Genomic DNA, 16,741 nt, shown 5'->3' on the forward strand with positions numbered 1-16,741 from the left:
GTTCTTATTTATTCCAAATCATCCAAGGTGCATTTCCTTTTTTGTACATTTCATTTAGGAGTAAATACTCTCTATGTGTGTCCATTGGTTGCCAAAAATGCTCATGTTTATAAATGGACATTTGTTGATCTTTCACCAATGATTTTATGGGTTCATTTTCAAAAATAAGATTTTCATTATCATTTAAATAATTAAATATTTTATAATCACATGCAAAAAAACCTCCAGAAATGACTCCAGCCGTTGCTTGAGGTTTTTCATTAAATTCAGTAACCGTACCAAATTCATCGGAGTTTAGTTCTCCAAATCTTCCGGGTGGTCTGACACCTGTGACGGTGAGAACTTTATTATTCATTTTGTGAAAACGAACAAGATTATCCAAATTGATGTCACCAAGACCATCGCCATATGTCAATAAAAAAGTTTCATCTTGTGAAATATACTTTTGAACTTTTTTTAGTCGACCGCCTGTCATTGTATTTAAACCTGTCTCAACTAGAGTAACGGACCAGTCGTGGGTCTCATGATTATTGTGAAATATGATGTCTTTATTTTCTTTATTAAAATTTAAAGTAAAGTCACTTGTATATGCTCTATAGTTTAAAAAGAATTCTCTTATTTTATCCCCTTTATATCCAAGACATAAAATAAACTCTTTATGGCCCCAATGTGCATAATATCGCATAATATGCCATATAATTGGGTAATTTCCTATGTTTATCATTGGTTTAGGAAGTGATTCAGATGTGTCTCGTATTCTTGTTCCAAGTCCGCCACAAAATATAATAACCTTCATTTTAACCTCATTTAATAGTACAGGTTACATTCAAATTGAATCTTTATATTTCATAAAATCAAAGCCACCGGTGATTTTTCGAGTAAATATTTTTAAGTTATCACTAGCGATAATCTCAGTGCGTTTTAAGGAATAAGCATTAAAATTACTTGTAGTATTTAAACCATGCAAACTTGATGCGGCAAATTTAAAACCAAGGTTTTTGCAAATTTCAATCGTGTCATGATTAAATGAACCGTGAGGATAAGAAATTTGATTTATTTCTAATGAAGAAATTTCTTCAAGAGAACTCTTACAATATTCAAGCTCATATTGCTGTTCAGCATAACTTAGTTTTGCTAACATACTATGCGTTTTCCCATGAGCTCCAATTGTACAATTGCTAAATTTACTTAAAAATTTTATGTCGGATTTAGAAAGATACATAAATTTATTTACAAAATCAGAAGTTATAAAGACCGTAAATGGGATATTATGAAGCTTTAAAAACTCAGCCGCTTTAATATTATCTTTATATCCATCATCAAAAGTCATAATTATCACTTTATCACTTTTTAAGTTTTCATAAATACTAGAAAGTGGAACAAATATGTAATTAAGTCTTTTTAGAAATAGAATTTGTTCACAAAATATTTTAAAATCCATACTAATTCCATATCTATCATGAGATAATTTCGAATCAAATGAATGATACATTAAAAGTCTTGCACCTTTTAAAGGAAATAATTTAAGAAGGTTATTATAGATTATTGATATAGTATTTTTTACAAAAATTTTCATAGGAATGCCTTCTTGCGGATTCAATGGCTGGAGTAAATTTTTTCGAGATGAGCCTTGAAACCATATTAAAAGTTAATCTGCGCAAATACTTTCTAACCTAACTAAAAAAAATAGCTTTGATCTTATTTCAGTAAAAATTTGAAAAAGATTATACATTCTAATTATAGATCTTTGATTATATTCAATCAAGCTATTAGAGCTCATTTTTGCGTAAAAATTTGCCTAGATATTAAACTCCATTGTCTTTTGATAAAAAAAGGGCGCTTATGAGCTATTTTTCTCGGCAAATCAATCATTCTCACTGAGTTTTAATCGATAAGGATTATCGCGCTAAATTATATTCGCAACGTTCCTGACTTCAATAAATAAGTTTTTTTAAGATTTTAATCTATAATTTTTGGTAATCTTTTTTGTAGATAAAGATGCAGCAAAATATTCTATATTTCCTTGAATTTATTTGAGTGAAAAATATACTAAAGAAAGCTGAAACCTTAAAGTAAAAAATTAAAATTTTTGGAAAAATATTTCATTATTTAAGATTAATTTATTTTAATAGTAATAGACTAAAGTTCGGAGCTATAATTTAAAGAATTAACAAAAACTATTAATTTTCTTTTTGTAAGAAAGAATTGGTTTCTAAACTTTAGAGACGATGAATATATTATGTTCTTGAGAAATTGCTTTTTCCTTTATTACAGGAAGGTAAAATGTTATTCTCTACTCTTTAATTTTAAAAGAGTATGTAAGAAAAATTTGCAAAAACTTTAAAAAGGAGTCTAAGAGTGAAGAAAGGTATTTCAATTATAATTCCGGTTTATGGTTCTGAAAAAATTATTGAATCATTGATTCAGCAGCTTTATATATTACTAGCGTCATATGATAATTATGAAGTAATTTTAGTAAATGATGGAAGTTTTGACGCATCATGGGAAGTAATTCAAAATTTAGTGAGAGATCATCATTGCCTAAGAGGTATATCTCTTTATAGAAATTTTGGACAACATAATGCACTAATTTGTGGAATATTTGCAGCAAAGTTTGATAAAATAGTAACAATGGATGATGATCTTCAGCATCCTCCTTCAGAAATTCCTAAACTATTAACTCAATTGGAAAAGGGGGTGGATTTGGTGTATGGAATCCCAATGATTGATCAACATACACTTTGGCGTAATTTTACTTCAGTGTATATTAAGTTTTTATTTGCTAAAGTTTTAAATATTAAAAATGCTTCAGAGCTTAGTGCTTTTAGAGCTTTCCGTACAAACTTAAGAGATTCGTTTTCCAAAGTTTCTTTAGGACCCAGGCCCTCACTTGATGTTTTATTATCATGGGGAACAATAAAAATTTCATCTATTCAAGTTATGCATAATGAACGTTATGAAGGAAAATCCAACTATAATTTTATTAAATTATTTAAATATGCACTATCTATAATTACTGGCTTTAGTACATTACCTCTTAGAATTGCAAGTATTTTAGGTTTTGTAATTATTGTTTTTGGTGTTTTTCTTTTGTCATATGTTATTATTATTTATCTAAAAAATCATGGAGTAATTGCAGGTTTTTCTTTTTTAGCTTCAATTATAATTATCTTTTCTGGAGTACAGTTATTTTGTTTGGGTATAATTGGTGAATATTTAGCATCTTTGCATAATAGAACTATGGGAAAACCAACATATTTAATTAAAGAGGAAATTTAGTTTATGTATATTAATGAGAACGAAGATTTTTGTCCACGTATAGCATTATTTATCGCATCGGAAAAAGGTTATGAAATACTTTTAGCTGCAATGAATCTTGATATTAATATAGGGTTTGTTGTTGGTTTTCAAGAGTATAATGTTTCTCAATCATTTTCAAATGATATTATTGAATGTGCATCTAGTAAAGGTATTCACTATATTGACTGGGAACATGCCAAAAATAAATTAAACGATAACATAATTAATCATAAAGTTACACATTGTATCGCTGCTGGATGGAAATATTTAATTCCAAAATCAATAAATGATTTGTTATTTCATCCATTAATAATATTTCATGATTCAATCTTACCAAAATATAGAGGATTTTGTCCTACTCCTACAGCTCTTCTAAAAGGTGAAAATAAAATTGGTATGACTGTATTATTCGCTTCAGAGCAACCAGATCAAGGTCCAATTATTTTTCAGAAACAAGTTGAGATTTCAGATATATGTACAATCCAAGAAGCAATTCATATTCAATGTGAGTTATATCGTCAGTCGCTAAAAAAATTAAGGCCATTATTAACGCACAAGGAAATTTCTTCTACACCTCAAGATGAATCAAAAGCAACCTACTCTATTTGGAGGGAACCTGATGATTGTTTAATAGATTGGAATGAAGATTCTAAATCAATTTTTAACTTAGTAAGAGCGGTTTCTCATCCATACTCTGGTGCATATTCTTTTTTAGATAATAAAAAAATTTATATTTGGCAAGTTAAATGTTGTGAAAATCTTCAATTTGAAATTAGAAATACCGGTAAAATCTGGCAAATTGACTCTGAAGGTAGGCCTATAATTGTTTGTGGAAATGGTTTAATTCAAATAATGAATGCTACATATGAAGACGGTACTATTGTGAAATTTAAATCTACAAGAAAAAGATTGGGATAATTTAATATATTATGAAATTATGTCTGGATTGTAAAAATGAAATTGAAAATTTTGAAATAGAATGTGTTAATTGCTCTAGATGCTTTGACACTTCAAATAAATTTATTAAGAATTTATTACTTAATAAAGATTTTAGCGAAGGTTTACAAAGTTATGATTCAAATCTTTATTCAAAGCTTTTTCTACTTGAAAAAGGTAATTTTTGGTTTGAATATCGAAATAGATTAATTTATTGGATACTGCAAAAATATTTTTCTTCATGTGAAAGTTTTTTGGAAGTAGGTTGTGGTACCGGATTTGTGCTTGAAATGTTTAAGAGAAGTAAAACAATTCCTTTATTGTTTGGAAGTGATCTGTTTAAAGATGGATTAGAATTTGCATCTGAACGTGTTCCGCAAACATATTTTTTTCAATTAAATCTTATGGAGAAAATTCCTTTTATTAATGAATTTAATGTTATTGGAGGCTTTGATGTTCTTGAACACATTGAAGATGATTTTATCGCGATAAATAATATATATACTGCTTGTAAACCTGGAGGGGGAGTAATTATTACTGTACCTCAACATAAATTATTATGGAGTAAATCAGATGAAATTGCATGTCATTTTAGGAGATATGAAAAAAAAGAGCTAATTTTTTTAATTCAAAAAGCGGGATTTGATGTAGTTTTTGTTTCTTCTTTTATAAGTCTTTTATTTCCATTAATGCTTATTTCTCGTTTATTCCCTTTTTCTTCAAAAAATAGAACTGTATTAGATGAATTAAAAATTGGATTCATATTGAATTTATTTTTTAAAATTGTATGCAAAATTGAGTATATAATTATTAAAACTGGAATAAAAATTCCAATTGGAGGATCTCTCCTTATAGTTGGAAAGAAGAAGGTGGAATAAAAATTCATAAAAATGATAAATTTGTATTTTGATTTTTAAATTTTGAAGAGGTAAGAATGGTTACTTATTTTATAAGTTTTTTTTTAGCACTAAACTTTTTTTCTTATATAATTTCTTTTTATATTAAAACTTACTTTAGTTACTATTATCCGATAGTCTTTATTCTTATATTATTTATTTCTACATATATTTCAATGACGAAATTTAGGAATGTAGATAAAATCTATTTTCCTTCAAAAATAAATTTAATTTTTTTATTGTTATTTATTTTATTTTATAGTGTAGTATCATTTTTACCATATAATTCTATAGGTATAGATGAGTATTTTCGACTAGGAATGGCGCGTTATATTGATAATTATGGCCTACCTGTTTCAAATGAGTTATTTGTTGCAAGTAGTTTAGAAGTTAAGAATTATTATTACTATTATCAGTTTTTAGCTGTATCAATTCATAAAGTATTTTTTAATATTATTAGTTTAGAATTTATATACAATTATTTATTGTTATATATAAAATATTTACTTACTATTTTTATATTTTTAGATATTTATAATTCAGTTCTCTCTTTTCTAAAAAAAGAATATTATTTAGTTCGCGATAAAAAAATATTTTTAGAATTTTATTTTTCTTTAGGAGTCATATCTCTAATACTCCCTCCTTTACCTTATTCTTTAGGGATGATTAGCCTTTTTGAGCAGCAATCCTCTTTTGCTACATTTATAATATTGATTACAGTTTCATTAATGGCGGATTGTTTAAAGAAAGTTAAAGAGTCTAAAGATATTAGTGCAATTATCACCTCATTTACTTTAATTTGGATGATGATATTAGTTTTGTATGTTACAAAATTTCCTTATTTAACTATTTTATTGGTGGGAGTGTTATTTTATACATTTGTAATAATTTTACTCAATAGATCTTTGTTAAATTATTTAATTACAGTTACTATATTTGCATTAATATTTCTTTATATTGCCTTTAATTTGCATCCTATGCTCTCACAGGTAAAAGTATATAAAGATAATTCTAAAGTGTTTTTTTATATATCATGGTTTGAATTGATAAAAAATATTGGAATATCTGGATATTTTCCTTGGATAAAAAGTATTTATTTATCAACGCTTTTTTCTTTTGGAATATTGTGGGTATGGATAATTATTTTTTCAAAGAATTTTCTAGCTAAGTGTAAAATAAATTATTTAAATGCTTTATATGCTACATTGCTTATCATGGTTTTGTCTGGTTATATATTAACATTTTTTATAAAATTAAAAGCATATACTGGAGGAGCTGAGTCCTATTGGTCTTATGCTGGATGGTATTCTCTGACAATACTTATTTCAATTTCTTTTATCTTTTGTGTTTTTCTCAAAAGATATGTATTGATACTATCCATAATACTTTGTTTCTCAGGGTCTATTTTTTCTTATTTGGCATTAAAAAAATATCCATTTCCAAATCCAAATAGTTATGCTGATAAAGCAATGTCTTGGTGTAAAGAAATTAATAATTATAGGAAAATAAATAATAAAGAAAATAATAAATGCGTCATTAATAATCCATTACCTTTTAAAACAGTATATGCTTTAAATGCGGTATGTGATTGTTTTACAATTACCACAGATATCGAGAAAGGCTATATAACGGTTGATGCGCCAATATATTCTAATTCTGTTATATTAAATCAATTTATTAATTCATCTAAAGATCCTACTGATAAAATAAAAAATTATCTTAATGAAAATAATTTTAGTGAAATGTATTTAATTGGAAGGCAAATTTCAGATTTAGACCCTAAGTTTGAAAGAGATAAATTGTCTAAAGATTCGTCAATTTATATAATTACTAAGTAATTATATTTATATTAACGCAATTAAAATTTATCATAATTTTAATTAAAGGATTAAAAATGAGTTCTATTTCTGGGGTTCTAGTTGAAAAATTAAAACAATTTGAAAATGAAAAAGGTAAAGTACTACATATGCTTCGAGCAGATAATCCAAACTTTATTTCATTTGGAGAAGTTTATTTTTCACAGATAAATCCTGGGAAAATCAAAGGATGGCATAAACAATTAAAAATGACTCTTAACTATGCGGTTCCAGTAGGAAAAGTAAAATTGGTTCTATATGATGCGAGGGAAGATACGGCAACATATAAAAATATTTTAGAAATAATGCTTTCTCAAGAGGAATATTATCTTGTCACAATTCCTCCAGGAATTTGGGTGAGTTTTAAAGCAATATCTGATAGTGTGGCCTTATTGGTCAATTGCGCAACGCATCCACATTCTGATAAGGAATGCGAACATTTAGCCATAGAGGACAAACAAATTCCATATAATTGGGATGAATAAGAGGTAGTGCCTAATAATGGAAAATAAAAAGATGAAGGTTCTTGTTACAGGAGCTGGTGGTTATTTAGGAACTCAAATTGTTTCCTATTTAGATCAAACAAATTTTTATTCTTTACGCCTTTTGACAAGTAAAATAGATTTAATTGAAAAATTGAACTTAATAAATTCTGAAGTGGTAAGTGTTCCATTTTTTGAAATTTCTGATTTTACAAATATTTGTGACGGAATTGAAATGGTCATTCATTTATCTGCTTTAGATAATAAAGAGTGTCTTGAGAACCCAAGTTTTGCTATTTATTTTAACATAACGCAGACAATGAGATTGATTGCAGCCGCAAGTCAATTAAAAATAAAGCGCTTTATTTATATGTCTACAATTCATGTATATGGCAATGCATTAAAAAAGAAAACTGATAATGATCGCATAGAGATTAATGAAAATACTTTAACAGAACCTTTAACTACATATGCAATTACTCATAAATCAGCCGAAGATTTTATCCTTTCAATTTGTAGTCAAAATGGTATAGAAGGCTGTATTTTGCGACTATCTAATAGTTTCGGATATCCTTATAATATAAATAATTTATCTGGTTGTAAATTGCTCGTTAATGAGCTTTGTAATCAATCTGTAATTGATAAAAAACTTGTTTTAAAATCGGGTGGAAAAGCTGTATTGAATTTTATGCCTGTAAGTAGTATCTGTTATTTAATCTCAGAAATCCTTAAGGCAAATTTTAGCGTACATGGAATATTTAATTTAGGTTCAAATACTTCTTTATCTATCTACGAAATGGCTAAATTGGTCGCAAAAAGATGCTTACTTAAGTTTAACTATGAACCTGAAATAACAATTCCAACGCATTTTAAAAATAGTCAAATTACAAATAAACAGAATGATTTTTATTATTCTAATGAGAAAATCAAAAAATTTGGTTTTTTGAATAATCTTGATTTAGAAAAAGAAATTGATTTAACCATTTTACAGTTTTTTGAATATAATAAATTGAGGAATGAATGTATTCATTAGAAAATAATAAAGTAAATCCTGTTGTAACAGTGATAATACCTACGTATAATCATGCAGAAAAATTGAATCTAGCAATAAAGTCACTCATCAAACAAACTTTTACAGCTTGGAAAGTTATTGTTGTAAATAATTACTCTACTGATAATACTGTGGATATTGTAAACTCCTTTTCAGATAAACGAATTCAATTATTTAATTTTTCGAATAATGGTATAATTGCTGCATCGCGAAATTATGCCATGAAATTAGCAGATACAGAGTTTATTGCATTTTTAGATTCTGATGACATATGGTATGAAAATAAATTAGAATTATGTATTGTGTCTTTAAATAAGGGTTTTGATTTGGTTTGTCACGGAGAAGCGATTGTTAAAGATGGCACAAAAATAAATGATAGATTATATGGCCCTCTAAAAAACGCATCTTTTGAAAATTTAATATTTAAAGGAAGTGCTTTGAGTCCTTCTGCAGTTGTAATGAGATTATGTTTTGCACAGAAAATTGGATTTATGAGTGAAGATAGCTCTATTATAACAGCAGAGGATTATGATTTTTGGATAAATCTTACAAAAAATAGAGATATAAAAATGAAATTTATAAATGATATTTTAGGAGAATATCATTTGTATGAGAATAATGCGAGCAGTGCTATAGAAAAGCATAATAATGCAGTTATTAATGTGGTTAATAATCATTACTTTTCTGAAATAGATAAAAATTTATATAATCTATATAGGTATAAAAAAAGAATTTCTATTGTTTTTTATATTAAATCCAGGCAATATTTTGAGAAAAAAAACTATAGAAGTGGATTTAAGAATTTATTTAATTTAATTTTAACGTTTCCAGATATTATAAGAGTATTTATTTTGATTTTATTTTTGTTTAGAGTTTTATTTGGAGATTTTAGAAAATTAAAAAAATGAATTTATAGCTAAATATGATTATAAACGTTCAAAATAAGTGCTGAAATTTTTTCTGAAGTGTAGTTATTCATTACGTTTTCGTGAGCTTTTTCCCTAAAAAAATTCGCTTTAGCCGGATTCTTAATCAATATTTCAATAGCCTCGGCTAATTCTTTAATAGATTGCATTGGCACAGTAAAGCCTGTTTCGTTATTTATGACAAAGTCACGACAACCCGGGGAGTCATAAGTTATGCAAGGACGTCCGCAAGCAGATGCTTCGACAAGGACGCGGGGCACTCCTTCTCGATAGGAAGGAAGACAGACGATATATGATTTTTTGTACAACTCAATCATATTTGTTTGTTGTCCAAGAAAAACAACATTGGGCGAGTCCTTTTTTATATTATCGATGTCCGATTTATTTAGGCTCAATGGATTTTGTGGATGGATATCTCCTGCAAACCAAATTTTATGCCTGACTCCTTTTTGTGTTAAAATTTTAGAAGCTTCTGACGCCTCAAATATTCCTTTTTCTTTGATTAGTCTTGCAGGAACTAAAATGATGGGTTCATCTGTTTGCCTTAAATCTTGGTCATAGATAAATTTATAAATATCAACACCAATGCCAATTAAAAATATATTTTCGGAATTTATTTTTAACGTATTTTTAAAAATATTAAAATCATCTTTGTTTTGGACAATCACTCGGGAGTTTTTCCCAGAAAAAATATATTTGTATAACAACATAATTATTGGGCGAATCAATTTATGTTTTAATTTAGAAGAGCTGAATACGCTTCCTAAACCAGTAACATCAAAAATACATTTTCGATTTAAAAATCTCAGAGGAATGCCAAAAGAAATAATGGGAATTATTGTAATGATATGAAAAACGTTATTTTTATTGCTTTTAAAAGAAAAATGGATTGCAAATAGAATTGTTTTTATTATTGAATAAATTGAAGAGTAATTTGGATTATTTAGAATTTTAAAAAACGAATTAAATCCTACTTTTTTTATAAAAGAAGAATCTTTTTCTAATGAAAATTGAGTGATTAGATTGATATTCGCTTTTTCTTCGATTAATTTTTCAACAAATTTGATTCTATAAGAAATAAAAAAGTCACATAAATTTGTAATAAAGAATATTGATGACGCGTTTTTTCTCAACTAAGACTCCCAGTTATTTTAGATTTCTATTTATTACTAATTGTGAGGTTTTTAATTTAAATTTCTTAAAAAAACGAATAGAAAATTTAAAGTATTCAAAAACAATAGAAGTTATGATTAGGATTTTATAAATAATGGAATATTTTTGGTCTTTTATTAAGTTAAATCTTACTAAAGTTAATGCTTTTTGCATTAAATATAAATTTGAACTTAGCGAATTCGAGTTAGAAAGATAGTCGTGTTTGAATGTGAAAGTTAAATTTTTTAATATTTTTATTGTTTTAAATTCATAGGAGCTTCTTACCCAAAAGTCATAATCTTCAGAATACCGGAAATTTTCATTGAACTTATATTTATCTAATACACTTCTATGTATAACAACGCTTGGGGTACAAAAAGGGGATTTAAATAATATGCTGGGCCATTTAATTTCAGTAAAATGGATTTGATCTTCTTTATAGATAGTATCTATTTCTGTTTTTAATCTATTTGGTGAAATGATAGCATGACATGTTCCAGATATAAAAGAATTTGTTTGTTGCATTAACTTAATTTGAATATTTATCTTATCTTTATGCCAAGCATCATCACTATCTAAAAATGCAACATAGTCACCCTTTGCATTTTTACAACCTACATTTCTGGTTGCAGAAGCGCCAATATTTTTTTGGTTAAGTATTAATTTGTAGTTGCTATAACTGTTATTTAATAGTAATTTATTTAAAATATCTATGCTATTATCAGAGCTTTTGTCGTCAATAAATATAACTTCATAAAGTTCCGAATTTTTATAGTGTATTAGCACTTCATTAATTAATCTAGGAATGACATCTTCATCATTATATATAGGTATAATTATGGATACAAAAAATTTACTAGATGAATTTTTAAACACTTTTTTTCGAATTCCTTCCTATTTTCCAGTTAATAAGAAGCTTCAGAATAGTTGAAGTCGATGATTCCCATTCACCCATATATTCTAATTCTGATGCACCACTCCCTCTTTTGAAATTATAAACACCTTTCCCATTTACGGGATCAATTCCACACATATCATAATGTGAAACATTATTTTGTTTACAGTATTTTAAAATTTCCCAGAGTAAAACATGTGAAGCATATATTTTTCTAGCTTCTTCATTTGCAGCAGCAAAAAAATCAAATCCATTGTTTCCCCAAATAATACATCCGCGAAAAGCAATAGTTTCATTTTTATCATTTAAAGCTTTAAATATGATAAGACTATCTTTGAAATAGTATAATAATTTTTCAATTTCATTTGAAGAAAATTGCTCATCAATATCTTTTAAGTTTTCCATATTTTTATAAATGGACATCATTTCTGCAACGTTTGGATTTTCCCATTTTAGAACAGAAATATTTTTATTTAAACCCCTTCTTAAATTATGTCTCCAATTTGAACTCATTTTTTTTTCTAAAACAGATAACTCATCACTTAAGTTATGTTCCATGCTCACTCCTGAAATAATAGGAGTGAGTGCTCGCTGCCAATTTAAACTTCTTAAAATGATACTACATAGATTTGAATATTGAGAAAAGATAGATGTTCTAATGTATATACGCTTTATATTCAATTTGTGTTTTATATAATTGATAAACTCAGAATCAAGGTGTTTGGACATTTCATTTGTAATACCTGGTATCCAAATGACAGCACATTGAAAAGTCCACAGAAATGGAATTTTTATTGAATATATTTTAACGAGTGTTTGTATTTGAGCGATTGTTTCGTCTGTCGCTTGATCTTTTTTAAGAAATCGATACGGCTTCCAACCAAATTGGCTTTTATAATCCCCCCATAAATAATTTTGAAAAATTATTTTATGAGTTTGGAGATTAAAAAAACTCTCCCATGATTGAAGTTCTGTAGTTGTATTTAATTCTTTCCAATTTACCATAAAAATCTTACCCCCCATACATTTTTATAATATTTAGGGCAGTTATTTTCAATTTCAGAAGGAAGATCTGGCCAAGGAAAACACTCTAAATGATAGCCTGAAAGTACTTTTCTTATGAATTTAATATCTTTTGCTTCTGCATAAAAAGGATATAAATAGGGCGCCGTATTTTCTGGCAAAAATGGAAATACGGGATTACAAGGACAACCAATTAATATTTTTTCTACAAAAGAATATAATTCCCTCCTTCTTTTTATTTCCTCGTCTTCTATTAGGTGCTTTAAATAATAAAATAATAAATGATGTGCCTTTTTCTCGTTTGGCAAATTATATTCATCTTGAGCACTTGATTTTGGGTAAATATCACCAGTTTTAAATTTTCTTAATGTTCTAATTATGAATAATAGAAAAATAATATGCCAAATTCCAGAATAATTAACAAATTTTCTTAACATATTTTTGAATTTAAAATTATTTGTTTGCGTATTTTCATTAATTTTATTAACTATATCTGGATTTATTTTGATTTTATTTGAATTTATTAATAACGCAGCACCATTTGGTATGGCTAATGTTTTACGAATACTATATAATCCCACATCTCCTCTTTTGCCTAAAAATTCATTTTTAGAATCTTTACTTAAAAATCCGTGAGCATTATCTTCAATTAAATAAGCATTGGATAAACTGCAATATTTTTTAAATTTATCTAGATTTTGAGGAAAACCAAAAAAATTAACTGCAATAATTGCTTTCGCATTAGGAAGATTTTCGGGTTCTTCAAGCATTTCTAGAGATTCATTTACATGATAAAAGCTTGGTATTGCAGACATGCTATGAATTGATGAAAGAATATCTTTACAAATAAAAGCAGGCAATAAAACAGTATCTCCCGCTTTTATATTTAAAATTAATAATGCATTTTTGAGTGCATGTCGGCAATATGCATAATAGAAAGTACTTTCATGTGGAAATAAAATAAAATTATTTTTAAAGCTACTAACAATTCTTGGATTATATACCGATTTAATAATTCTTTTTTCGATATTTGAAGCGCTTAAATAGCCCAAGTTAAATTCCTTTGTAAAGCAAGGTTCGCATAGCTCTCAATCTGTTTTAAAGTATATTCAGTATAATTTGTTTCTTTATTATTATAATAATTTAAATACCAATCATTTGTAAATAAAAGTGTTTCCTCAAATGATAAATTAGGTTTCCATTTTAATCGATTCATAGCTTTATCGCAGCAGAGTTTCAATAAAGAAGCTTCTACTAAGGAACTATTTTTATTTTCTATCTTTGTTGGAAGTGATTTCCAACTTGATTCTAAAATATGGAGTAAATGCTCAACGGAATGATTTGCTTCTTGAAGAGGCCCGAAATTAAATGATTCTCCATGCAAATGAGCTGTCTTTGATAACAACTTAGCTCCAAGCCATAAATAGCCACTTAATGGTTCTAGTACATGCTGCCATGGTCTTGTTGAATTTGGATTTCTTATTTTTAGACTTAAACCTTGACTCCAAGCACGCATTGCGTCTGGAATAATTCTATCGGCAGCCCAGTCTCCTCCACCAATAACATTGCCTGCCCTTGCCGTAGCAAGAAAAGTTTCATGATCTTGGAAAAAAGATCTTACATAGGAGCTAAAAATAATTTCAGCACAAGCTTTAGAAGCACTGTAAGGATCTTTCCCTCCAAGGCGATCTGACTCTCTATATCCATATTCCCATTCTACGTTTTCGTAACACTTATCGCTCGTAATTAATACTGCGGCTTGAATTCCTTTAGTTACTCGAATTGCATCAAGTACATTAACCATCCCCATTACATTTACATCAAAATTTTCTTTGGGCGCGCGATAGGATTCCATCACGATTGGTTGCGCGGCAAAGTGGAAAATAATGTCAGGTTTAAAATCTTGGATGGCGCTTAATAGCGAGTTAAAATTTCTAATGTCATCTCTGTAATCTTTTACTTTTGAATTTAAATTTAAAATTTCATATAAACTAGGCTGTGAAGGGATATATAGGGAGTAGCCAGCAACTTCAGCGCCTAATTGAAGTAACCACTGTGTTAGCCAAGATCCTTTAAAACCTGTATGTCCAGTAATAAACACTTTTTTATTTTTATATAAATTTTGGAAAGGCATTTCTAACTGCAACTTTTTCTCCTTTATTATTCTTTAGGAATGGAATCAGATTCTATCCAAAAATCACTTGAAATTTTTGTTAACACATTCGTATTCCAAGGTACTCTTATTCCAAACATTTGGATAATATCGCCCATAATAGCCAATATATATTGCATAAAAAATGGGATCCAAACAAGCCTAGGTTTTTTATTTATCAAATTTCCAAAATATAGGACAAGTTTTTCTGTGGAGATGGGTTCAGGATCTGCGATGTTCAATATTTTATTTTTTACATTTTCGTTTAAAATGGAGTGACTTATAAAATCAATCATTCGATTTATGGAAAGAAAGCTTCTTTTGTTTTTTAAGTTTTTTACAGGAAGTGGAGTTCCTTTTTTTAGATAATTAATAATGCTTGCTATATTACCGGTATTTTCACCATCTGAATCATTATACATTACAGAAGGTCTAAGTATTGTCCAATTTATAGATGTATTATGAAAGCTTTTTTGAATCATTTTCTCAGCTTCAAGTTTTGATTTGCCATATTCTGTATCAGGAAGACATTCATCATTTCTATTCAATGGCATTCTTTGAAATTTGCCGTAAACTAAAAGTGAACTTATAAATATAAATTGTTTAATATTGTTTTTACCTTGTAATATTTCACTTATTAATGCTTCTGTTCCCTGGATATTATCTTTTATAAAAAGATTATTTGAAGTTTCATTTAGTTCCATTTGATGAACTCTTCCTGCAGCATGAATAATAACATCGCAATTATTTAGTGCTTCAGTCCAAACCTCTTTAGGTTGTAGGTCTTTTATTTGAATCCATTGCATTAAATTAAATTCTTCATCTTGAGGGTGATACAATCGATAAGTACCTATGACATTAAATCCTTCTTTTATAAGAAATTTGCATAGCTTTTTTCCAAGAAAACCAGTTGCACCTGTTACAAGTATTTTAGTCATAATTAAAATTTCCAATTAAGAAATAGATTCTATTTGATTTTTTAAGGATTTAATGTGATATTTTGTTAAGAAAATTGTTAATATTGTTAAATATAAAAAAATCAAACTAAAAAAATTAAAAATATTCACATTTTTTGCAATAAAACTAAATATAAGATTTAACATTAGTTGCAATGAAAAAAATAAAATTGTGGTTTTAAAATGTGTAAATCCTTTTTTTCTAGAGATGATTTGATATATGTGTAATTTGTGTGCTTTATTGATGGGTATTTTTGTTATTAATTTAGCTAATATCATTGTAGCGCAATCGAGAAAAATAATATGTGAAAAAAATATCCATGTCATTAAAATATAAAAAGGGGTTAAATGATTAATTAAATTATTTGTTTTTTGTTCGTTGAATATATAAAATGAAGATAATAAAAATATAGTAGATAAGAAGAATCCTAAAAATGTACTACCTGTATCTCCTAAAAAAATATTTCTTTTAATTATATTCCTTCTTAGGAAAAAAATAATTCCGCCTAAGGTTGGGATTGAGATAATAGAAAAAGTAAGAATAAAATTACTCTTAATTTGTAATGATTGATATGAAAATATTATTATTGATATTGTAGAAGCAATAAATTGAAATGAAATGTAACCATTAATTCCGTCAGCAAAATTATAAAAATTGATTAAACTCAAAGAGAAAATAAACCAAAATATTATAATAACAAATATCGAATATTCAAAGTATATACTTGAGAAAAACATATAAAAAATAAATGAATTTAAAAGTATACACAATATTTGACTAAGGAATCTTTTTTTTGCAGTTAATCCTTTTATATCATCGATGAATCCGACTAATGAAATAAAACAAGATGAAATGCAAAGCAATAGTGATATGTGCCATGGCAATAGTTTTTGCATTGCGAGAATAATAAAAGAAAAGGAAGCAAATAAAAAGAATATTGCCCCCCCTCCTCTAGCTGTTGGTATTGTATGACTTGATCGGTTATTTGGAATATCAATAATTAGTTTTTTTAGTTTAGTTTTAGAAAGTAGAAAATTCCATATTTCTTGCATTACGCCACATACAAAAAAAAGTACAAGTAATAAATATATGAAATTTTCTTGACTCTGCATTTT

At 27.3% G+C, this 16,741-nt stretch carries 16 protein-coding genes; 7 read left to right on the top strand and 9 right to left on the bottom strand.

Annotated elements, in window-relative coordinates; all coding sequences use genetic code 11:
- Nucleotides 1–4: 4 nt before the first annotated feature.
- Together rfbF and AXG55_RS11925 are read right to left on the bottom strand one after the other, a co-directional pair.
- Complete coding sequence (gene rfbF / locus AXG55_RS11920; RefSeq protein ID WP_148698334.1) at nucleotides 5–796, bottom strand: glucose-1-phosphate cytidylyltransferase; 792 nt, start codon at nucleotides 794–796, stop codon at nucleotides 5–7.
- 30 nt (nucleotides 797–826) lie between these two features.
- Nucleotides 827–1,576, bottom strand: a complete 750-nt coding sequence (locus AXG55_RS11925; protein ID WP_148698335.1) for a polysaccharide deacetylase family protein — start codon at nucleotides 1,574–1,576, stop codon at nucleotides 827–829.
- Nucleotides 1,577–2,358: 782 nt separating this feature from the next.
- Here AXG55_RS11925 and AXG55_RS11930 point away from each other — a divergent pair.
- Genes AXG55_RS11930 through AXG55_RS11960 form a run of 7 tightly spaced genes read left to right on the top strand, consistent with a single transcriptional unit; the run spans nucleotide 2,359 to nucleotide 9,429 of the window.
- Nucleotides 2,359–3,279, top strand: coding sequence for a glycosyltransferase family 2 protein (locus tag AXG55_RS11930; RefSeq protein ID WP_148698336.1), 921 nt, complete (start codon nucleotides 2,359–2,361; stop codon nucleotides 3,277–3,279).
- A gap of 3 nt (nucleotides 3,280–3,282) precedes the next feature.
- On the top strand, nucleotides 3,283–4,218 hold the full coding sequence (locus tag AXG55_RS11935) for a methionyl-tRNA formyltransferase (protein ID WP_148698337.1): 936 nt from the start codon (nucleotides 3,283–3,285) through the stop codon (nucleotides 4,216–4,218).
- A gap of 11 nt (nucleotides 4,219–4,229) precedes the next feature.
- Entirely contained in the window at nucleotides 4,230–5,114 is an 885-nt protein-coding gene (locus AXG55_RS11940; RefSeq protein WP_148698338.1) for a class I SAM-dependent methyltransferase, read from the top strand.
- Nucleotides 5,115–5,170: 56 nt separating this feature from the next.
- Entirely contained in the window at nucleotides 5,171–6,970 is a 1,800-nt protein-coding gene (locus tag AXG55_RS11945) for a hypothetical protein (protein ID WP_233231193.1), read from the top strand.
- Nucleotides 6,971–7,026: 56 nt separating this feature from the next.
- Nucleotides 7,027–7,473 carry a dTDP-4-dehydrorhamnose 3,5-epimerase family protein gene (locus AXG55_RS11950; RefSeq protein ID WP_148698340.1) on the top strand — a complete coding sequence of 149 codons (447 nt, stop codon included), beginning with the start codon at nucleotides 7,027–7,029 and terminating at the stop codon, nucleotides 7,471–7,473.
- A gap of 16 nt (nucleotides 7,474–7,489) precedes the next feature.
- Nucleotides 7,490–8,503 (top strand): NAD-dependent epimerase/dehydratase family protein, encoded by a 1,014-nt coding sequence (locus AXG55_RS11955; protein ID WP_148698341.1) that lies wholly within the window; start codon nucleotides 7,490–7,492, stop codon nucleotides 8,501–8,503.
- On the top strand, nucleotides 8,491–9,429 hold the full coding sequence (locus AXG55_RS11960) for a glycosyltransferase family 2 protein (RefSeq protein WP_148698342.1): 939 nt from the start codon (nucleotides 8,491–8,493) through the stop codon (nucleotides 9,427–9,429). The genes AXG55_RS11955 and AXG55_RS11960 overlap by 13 nt, the downstream gene beginning before the upstream one ends.
- A gap of 8 nt (nucleotides 9,430–9,437) precedes the next feature.
- Here the strand turns inward: AXG55_RS11960 and AXG55_RS11965 are convergent, their stop codons facing one another.
- From AXG55_RS11965 to AXG55_RS15200, 7 genes are read right to left on the bottom strand one after another with little or no spacing between them, the layout of a single operon-like run.
- Complete coding sequence (locus AXG55_RS11965) at nucleotides 9,438–10,580, bottom strand: glycosyltransferase (RefSeq protein WP_148698343.1); 1,143 nt, start codon at nucleotides 10,578–10,580, stop codon at nucleotides 9,438–9,440.
- Nucleotides 10,581–10,593: 13 nt separating this feature from the next.
- A complete protein-coding gene (locus AXG55_RS11970) occupies nucleotides 10,594–11,475 on the bottom strand; it encodes a glycosyltransferase family 2 protein (RefSeq protein ID WP_233231194.1) in 882 nt (293 codons plus the stop codon).
- Nucleotides 11,468–12,499, bottom strand: a complete 1,032-nt coding sequence (locus tag AXG55_RS11975; RefSeq protein ID WP_233231195.1) for a peptidoglycan bridge formation glycyltransferase FemA/FemB family protein — start codon at nucleotides 12,497–12,499, stop codon at nucleotides 11,468–11,470. The genes AXG55_RS11970 and AXG55_RS11975 overlap by 8 nt, the downstream gene beginning before the upstream one ends.
- Nucleotides 12,493–13,569, bottom strand: a complete 1,077-nt coding sequence (locus AXG55_RS11980; protein WP_148698346.1) for a DegT/DnrJ/EryC1/StrS family aminotransferase — start codon at nucleotides 13,567–13,569, stop codon at nucleotides 12,493–12,495. Before AXG55_RS11980 ends, AXG55_RS11975 begins: the two co-directional genes overlap by 7 nt.
- The gene (gene rfbG, locus AXG55_RS11985) at nucleotides 13,557–14,651 is read right to left on the bottom strand and encodes a CDP-glucose 4,6-dehydratase (protein ID WP_148698860.1); all 1,095 of its coding nucleotides are present in this window, start codon (nucleotides 14,649–14,651) and stop codon (nucleotides 13,557–13,559) included. Before rfbG ends, AXG55_RS11980 begins: the two co-directional genes overlap by 13 nt.
- 26 nt (nucleotides 14,652–14,677) lie before the next feature.
- Nucleotides 14,678–15,607 carry an NAD-dependent epimerase/dehydratase family protein gene (locus AXG55_RS11990; protein ID WP_148698347.1) on the bottom strand — a complete coding sequence of 310 codons (930 nt, stop codon included), beginning with the start codon at nucleotides 15,605–15,607 and terminating at the stop codon, nucleotides 14,678–14,680.
- A gap of 15 nt (nucleotides 15,608–15,622) precedes the next feature.
- Nucleotides 15,623–16,738, bottom strand: coding sequence for an MraY family glycosyltransferase (locus AXG55_RS15200; protein ID WP_148698348.1), 1,116 nt, complete (start codon nucleotides 16,736–16,738; stop codon nucleotides 15,623–15,625).
- Between the last annotated feature and the right edge of the window lie 3 nt (nucleotides 16,739–16,741).

This window comes from Silvanigrella aquatica, from assembly GCF_001907975.1.
Classification (GTDB): Bacteria; Bdellovibrionota_B; Oligoflexia; order Silvanigrellales; family Silvanigrellaceae; genus Silvanigrella; species Silvanigrella aquatica.

Bases quoted from the DNA above. Each gene is read 5' to 3' on its own strand.
- rfbF (WP_148698334.1), bottom strand. From the start codon at position 796: ATGAAGGTTATTATATTTTGTGGCGGACTTGGAACAAGAATACGAGAC.
- AXG55_RS11925 (WP_148698335.1), bottom strand. From the start codon at position 1,576: ATGAAAATTTTTGTAAAAAATACTATATCAATAATCTATAATAACCTT.
- AXG55_RS11935 (WP_148698337.1), top strand. From the start codon at position 3,283: ATGTATATTAATGAGAACGAAGATTTTTGTCCACGTATAGCATTATTT.
- AXG55_RS11940 (WP_148698338.1), top strand. From the start codon at position 4,230: ATGAAATTATGTCTGGATTGTAAAAATGAAATTGAAAATTTTGAAATA.
- AXG55_RS11945 (WP_233231193.1), top strand. From the start codon at position 5,171: ATGGTTACTTATTTTATAAGTTTTTTTTTAGCACTAAACTTTTTTTCT.
- AXG55_RS11950 (WP_148698340.1), top strand. From the start codon at position 7,027: ATGAGTTCTATTTCTGGGGTTCTAGTTGAAAAATTAAAACAATTTGAA.
- AXG55_RS11955 (WP_148698341.1), top strand. From the start codon at position 7,490: ATGGAAAATAAAAAGATGAAGGTTCTTGTTACAGGAGCTGGTGGTTAT.
- AXG55_RS11960 (WP_148698342.1), top strand. From the start codon at position 8,491: ATGTATTCATTAGAAAATAATAAAGTAAATCCTGTTGTAACAGTGATA.
- AXG55_RS11975 (WP_233231195.1), bottom strand. From the start codon at position 12,499: ATGGTAAATTGGAAAGAATTAAATACAACTACAGAACTTCAATCATGG.
- rfbG (WP_148698860.1), bottom strand. From the start codon at position 14,651: ATGCCTTTCCAAAATTTATATAAAAATAAAAAAGTGTTTATTACTGGA.
- AXG55_RS11990 (WP_148698347.1), bottom strand. From the start codon at position 15,607: ATGACTAAAATACTTGTAACAGGTGCAACTGGTTTTCTTGGAAAAAAG.
- AXG55_RS15200 (WP_148698348.1), bottom strand. From the start codon at position 16,738: ATGCAGAGTCAAGAAAATTTCATATATTTATTACTTGTACTTTTTTTT.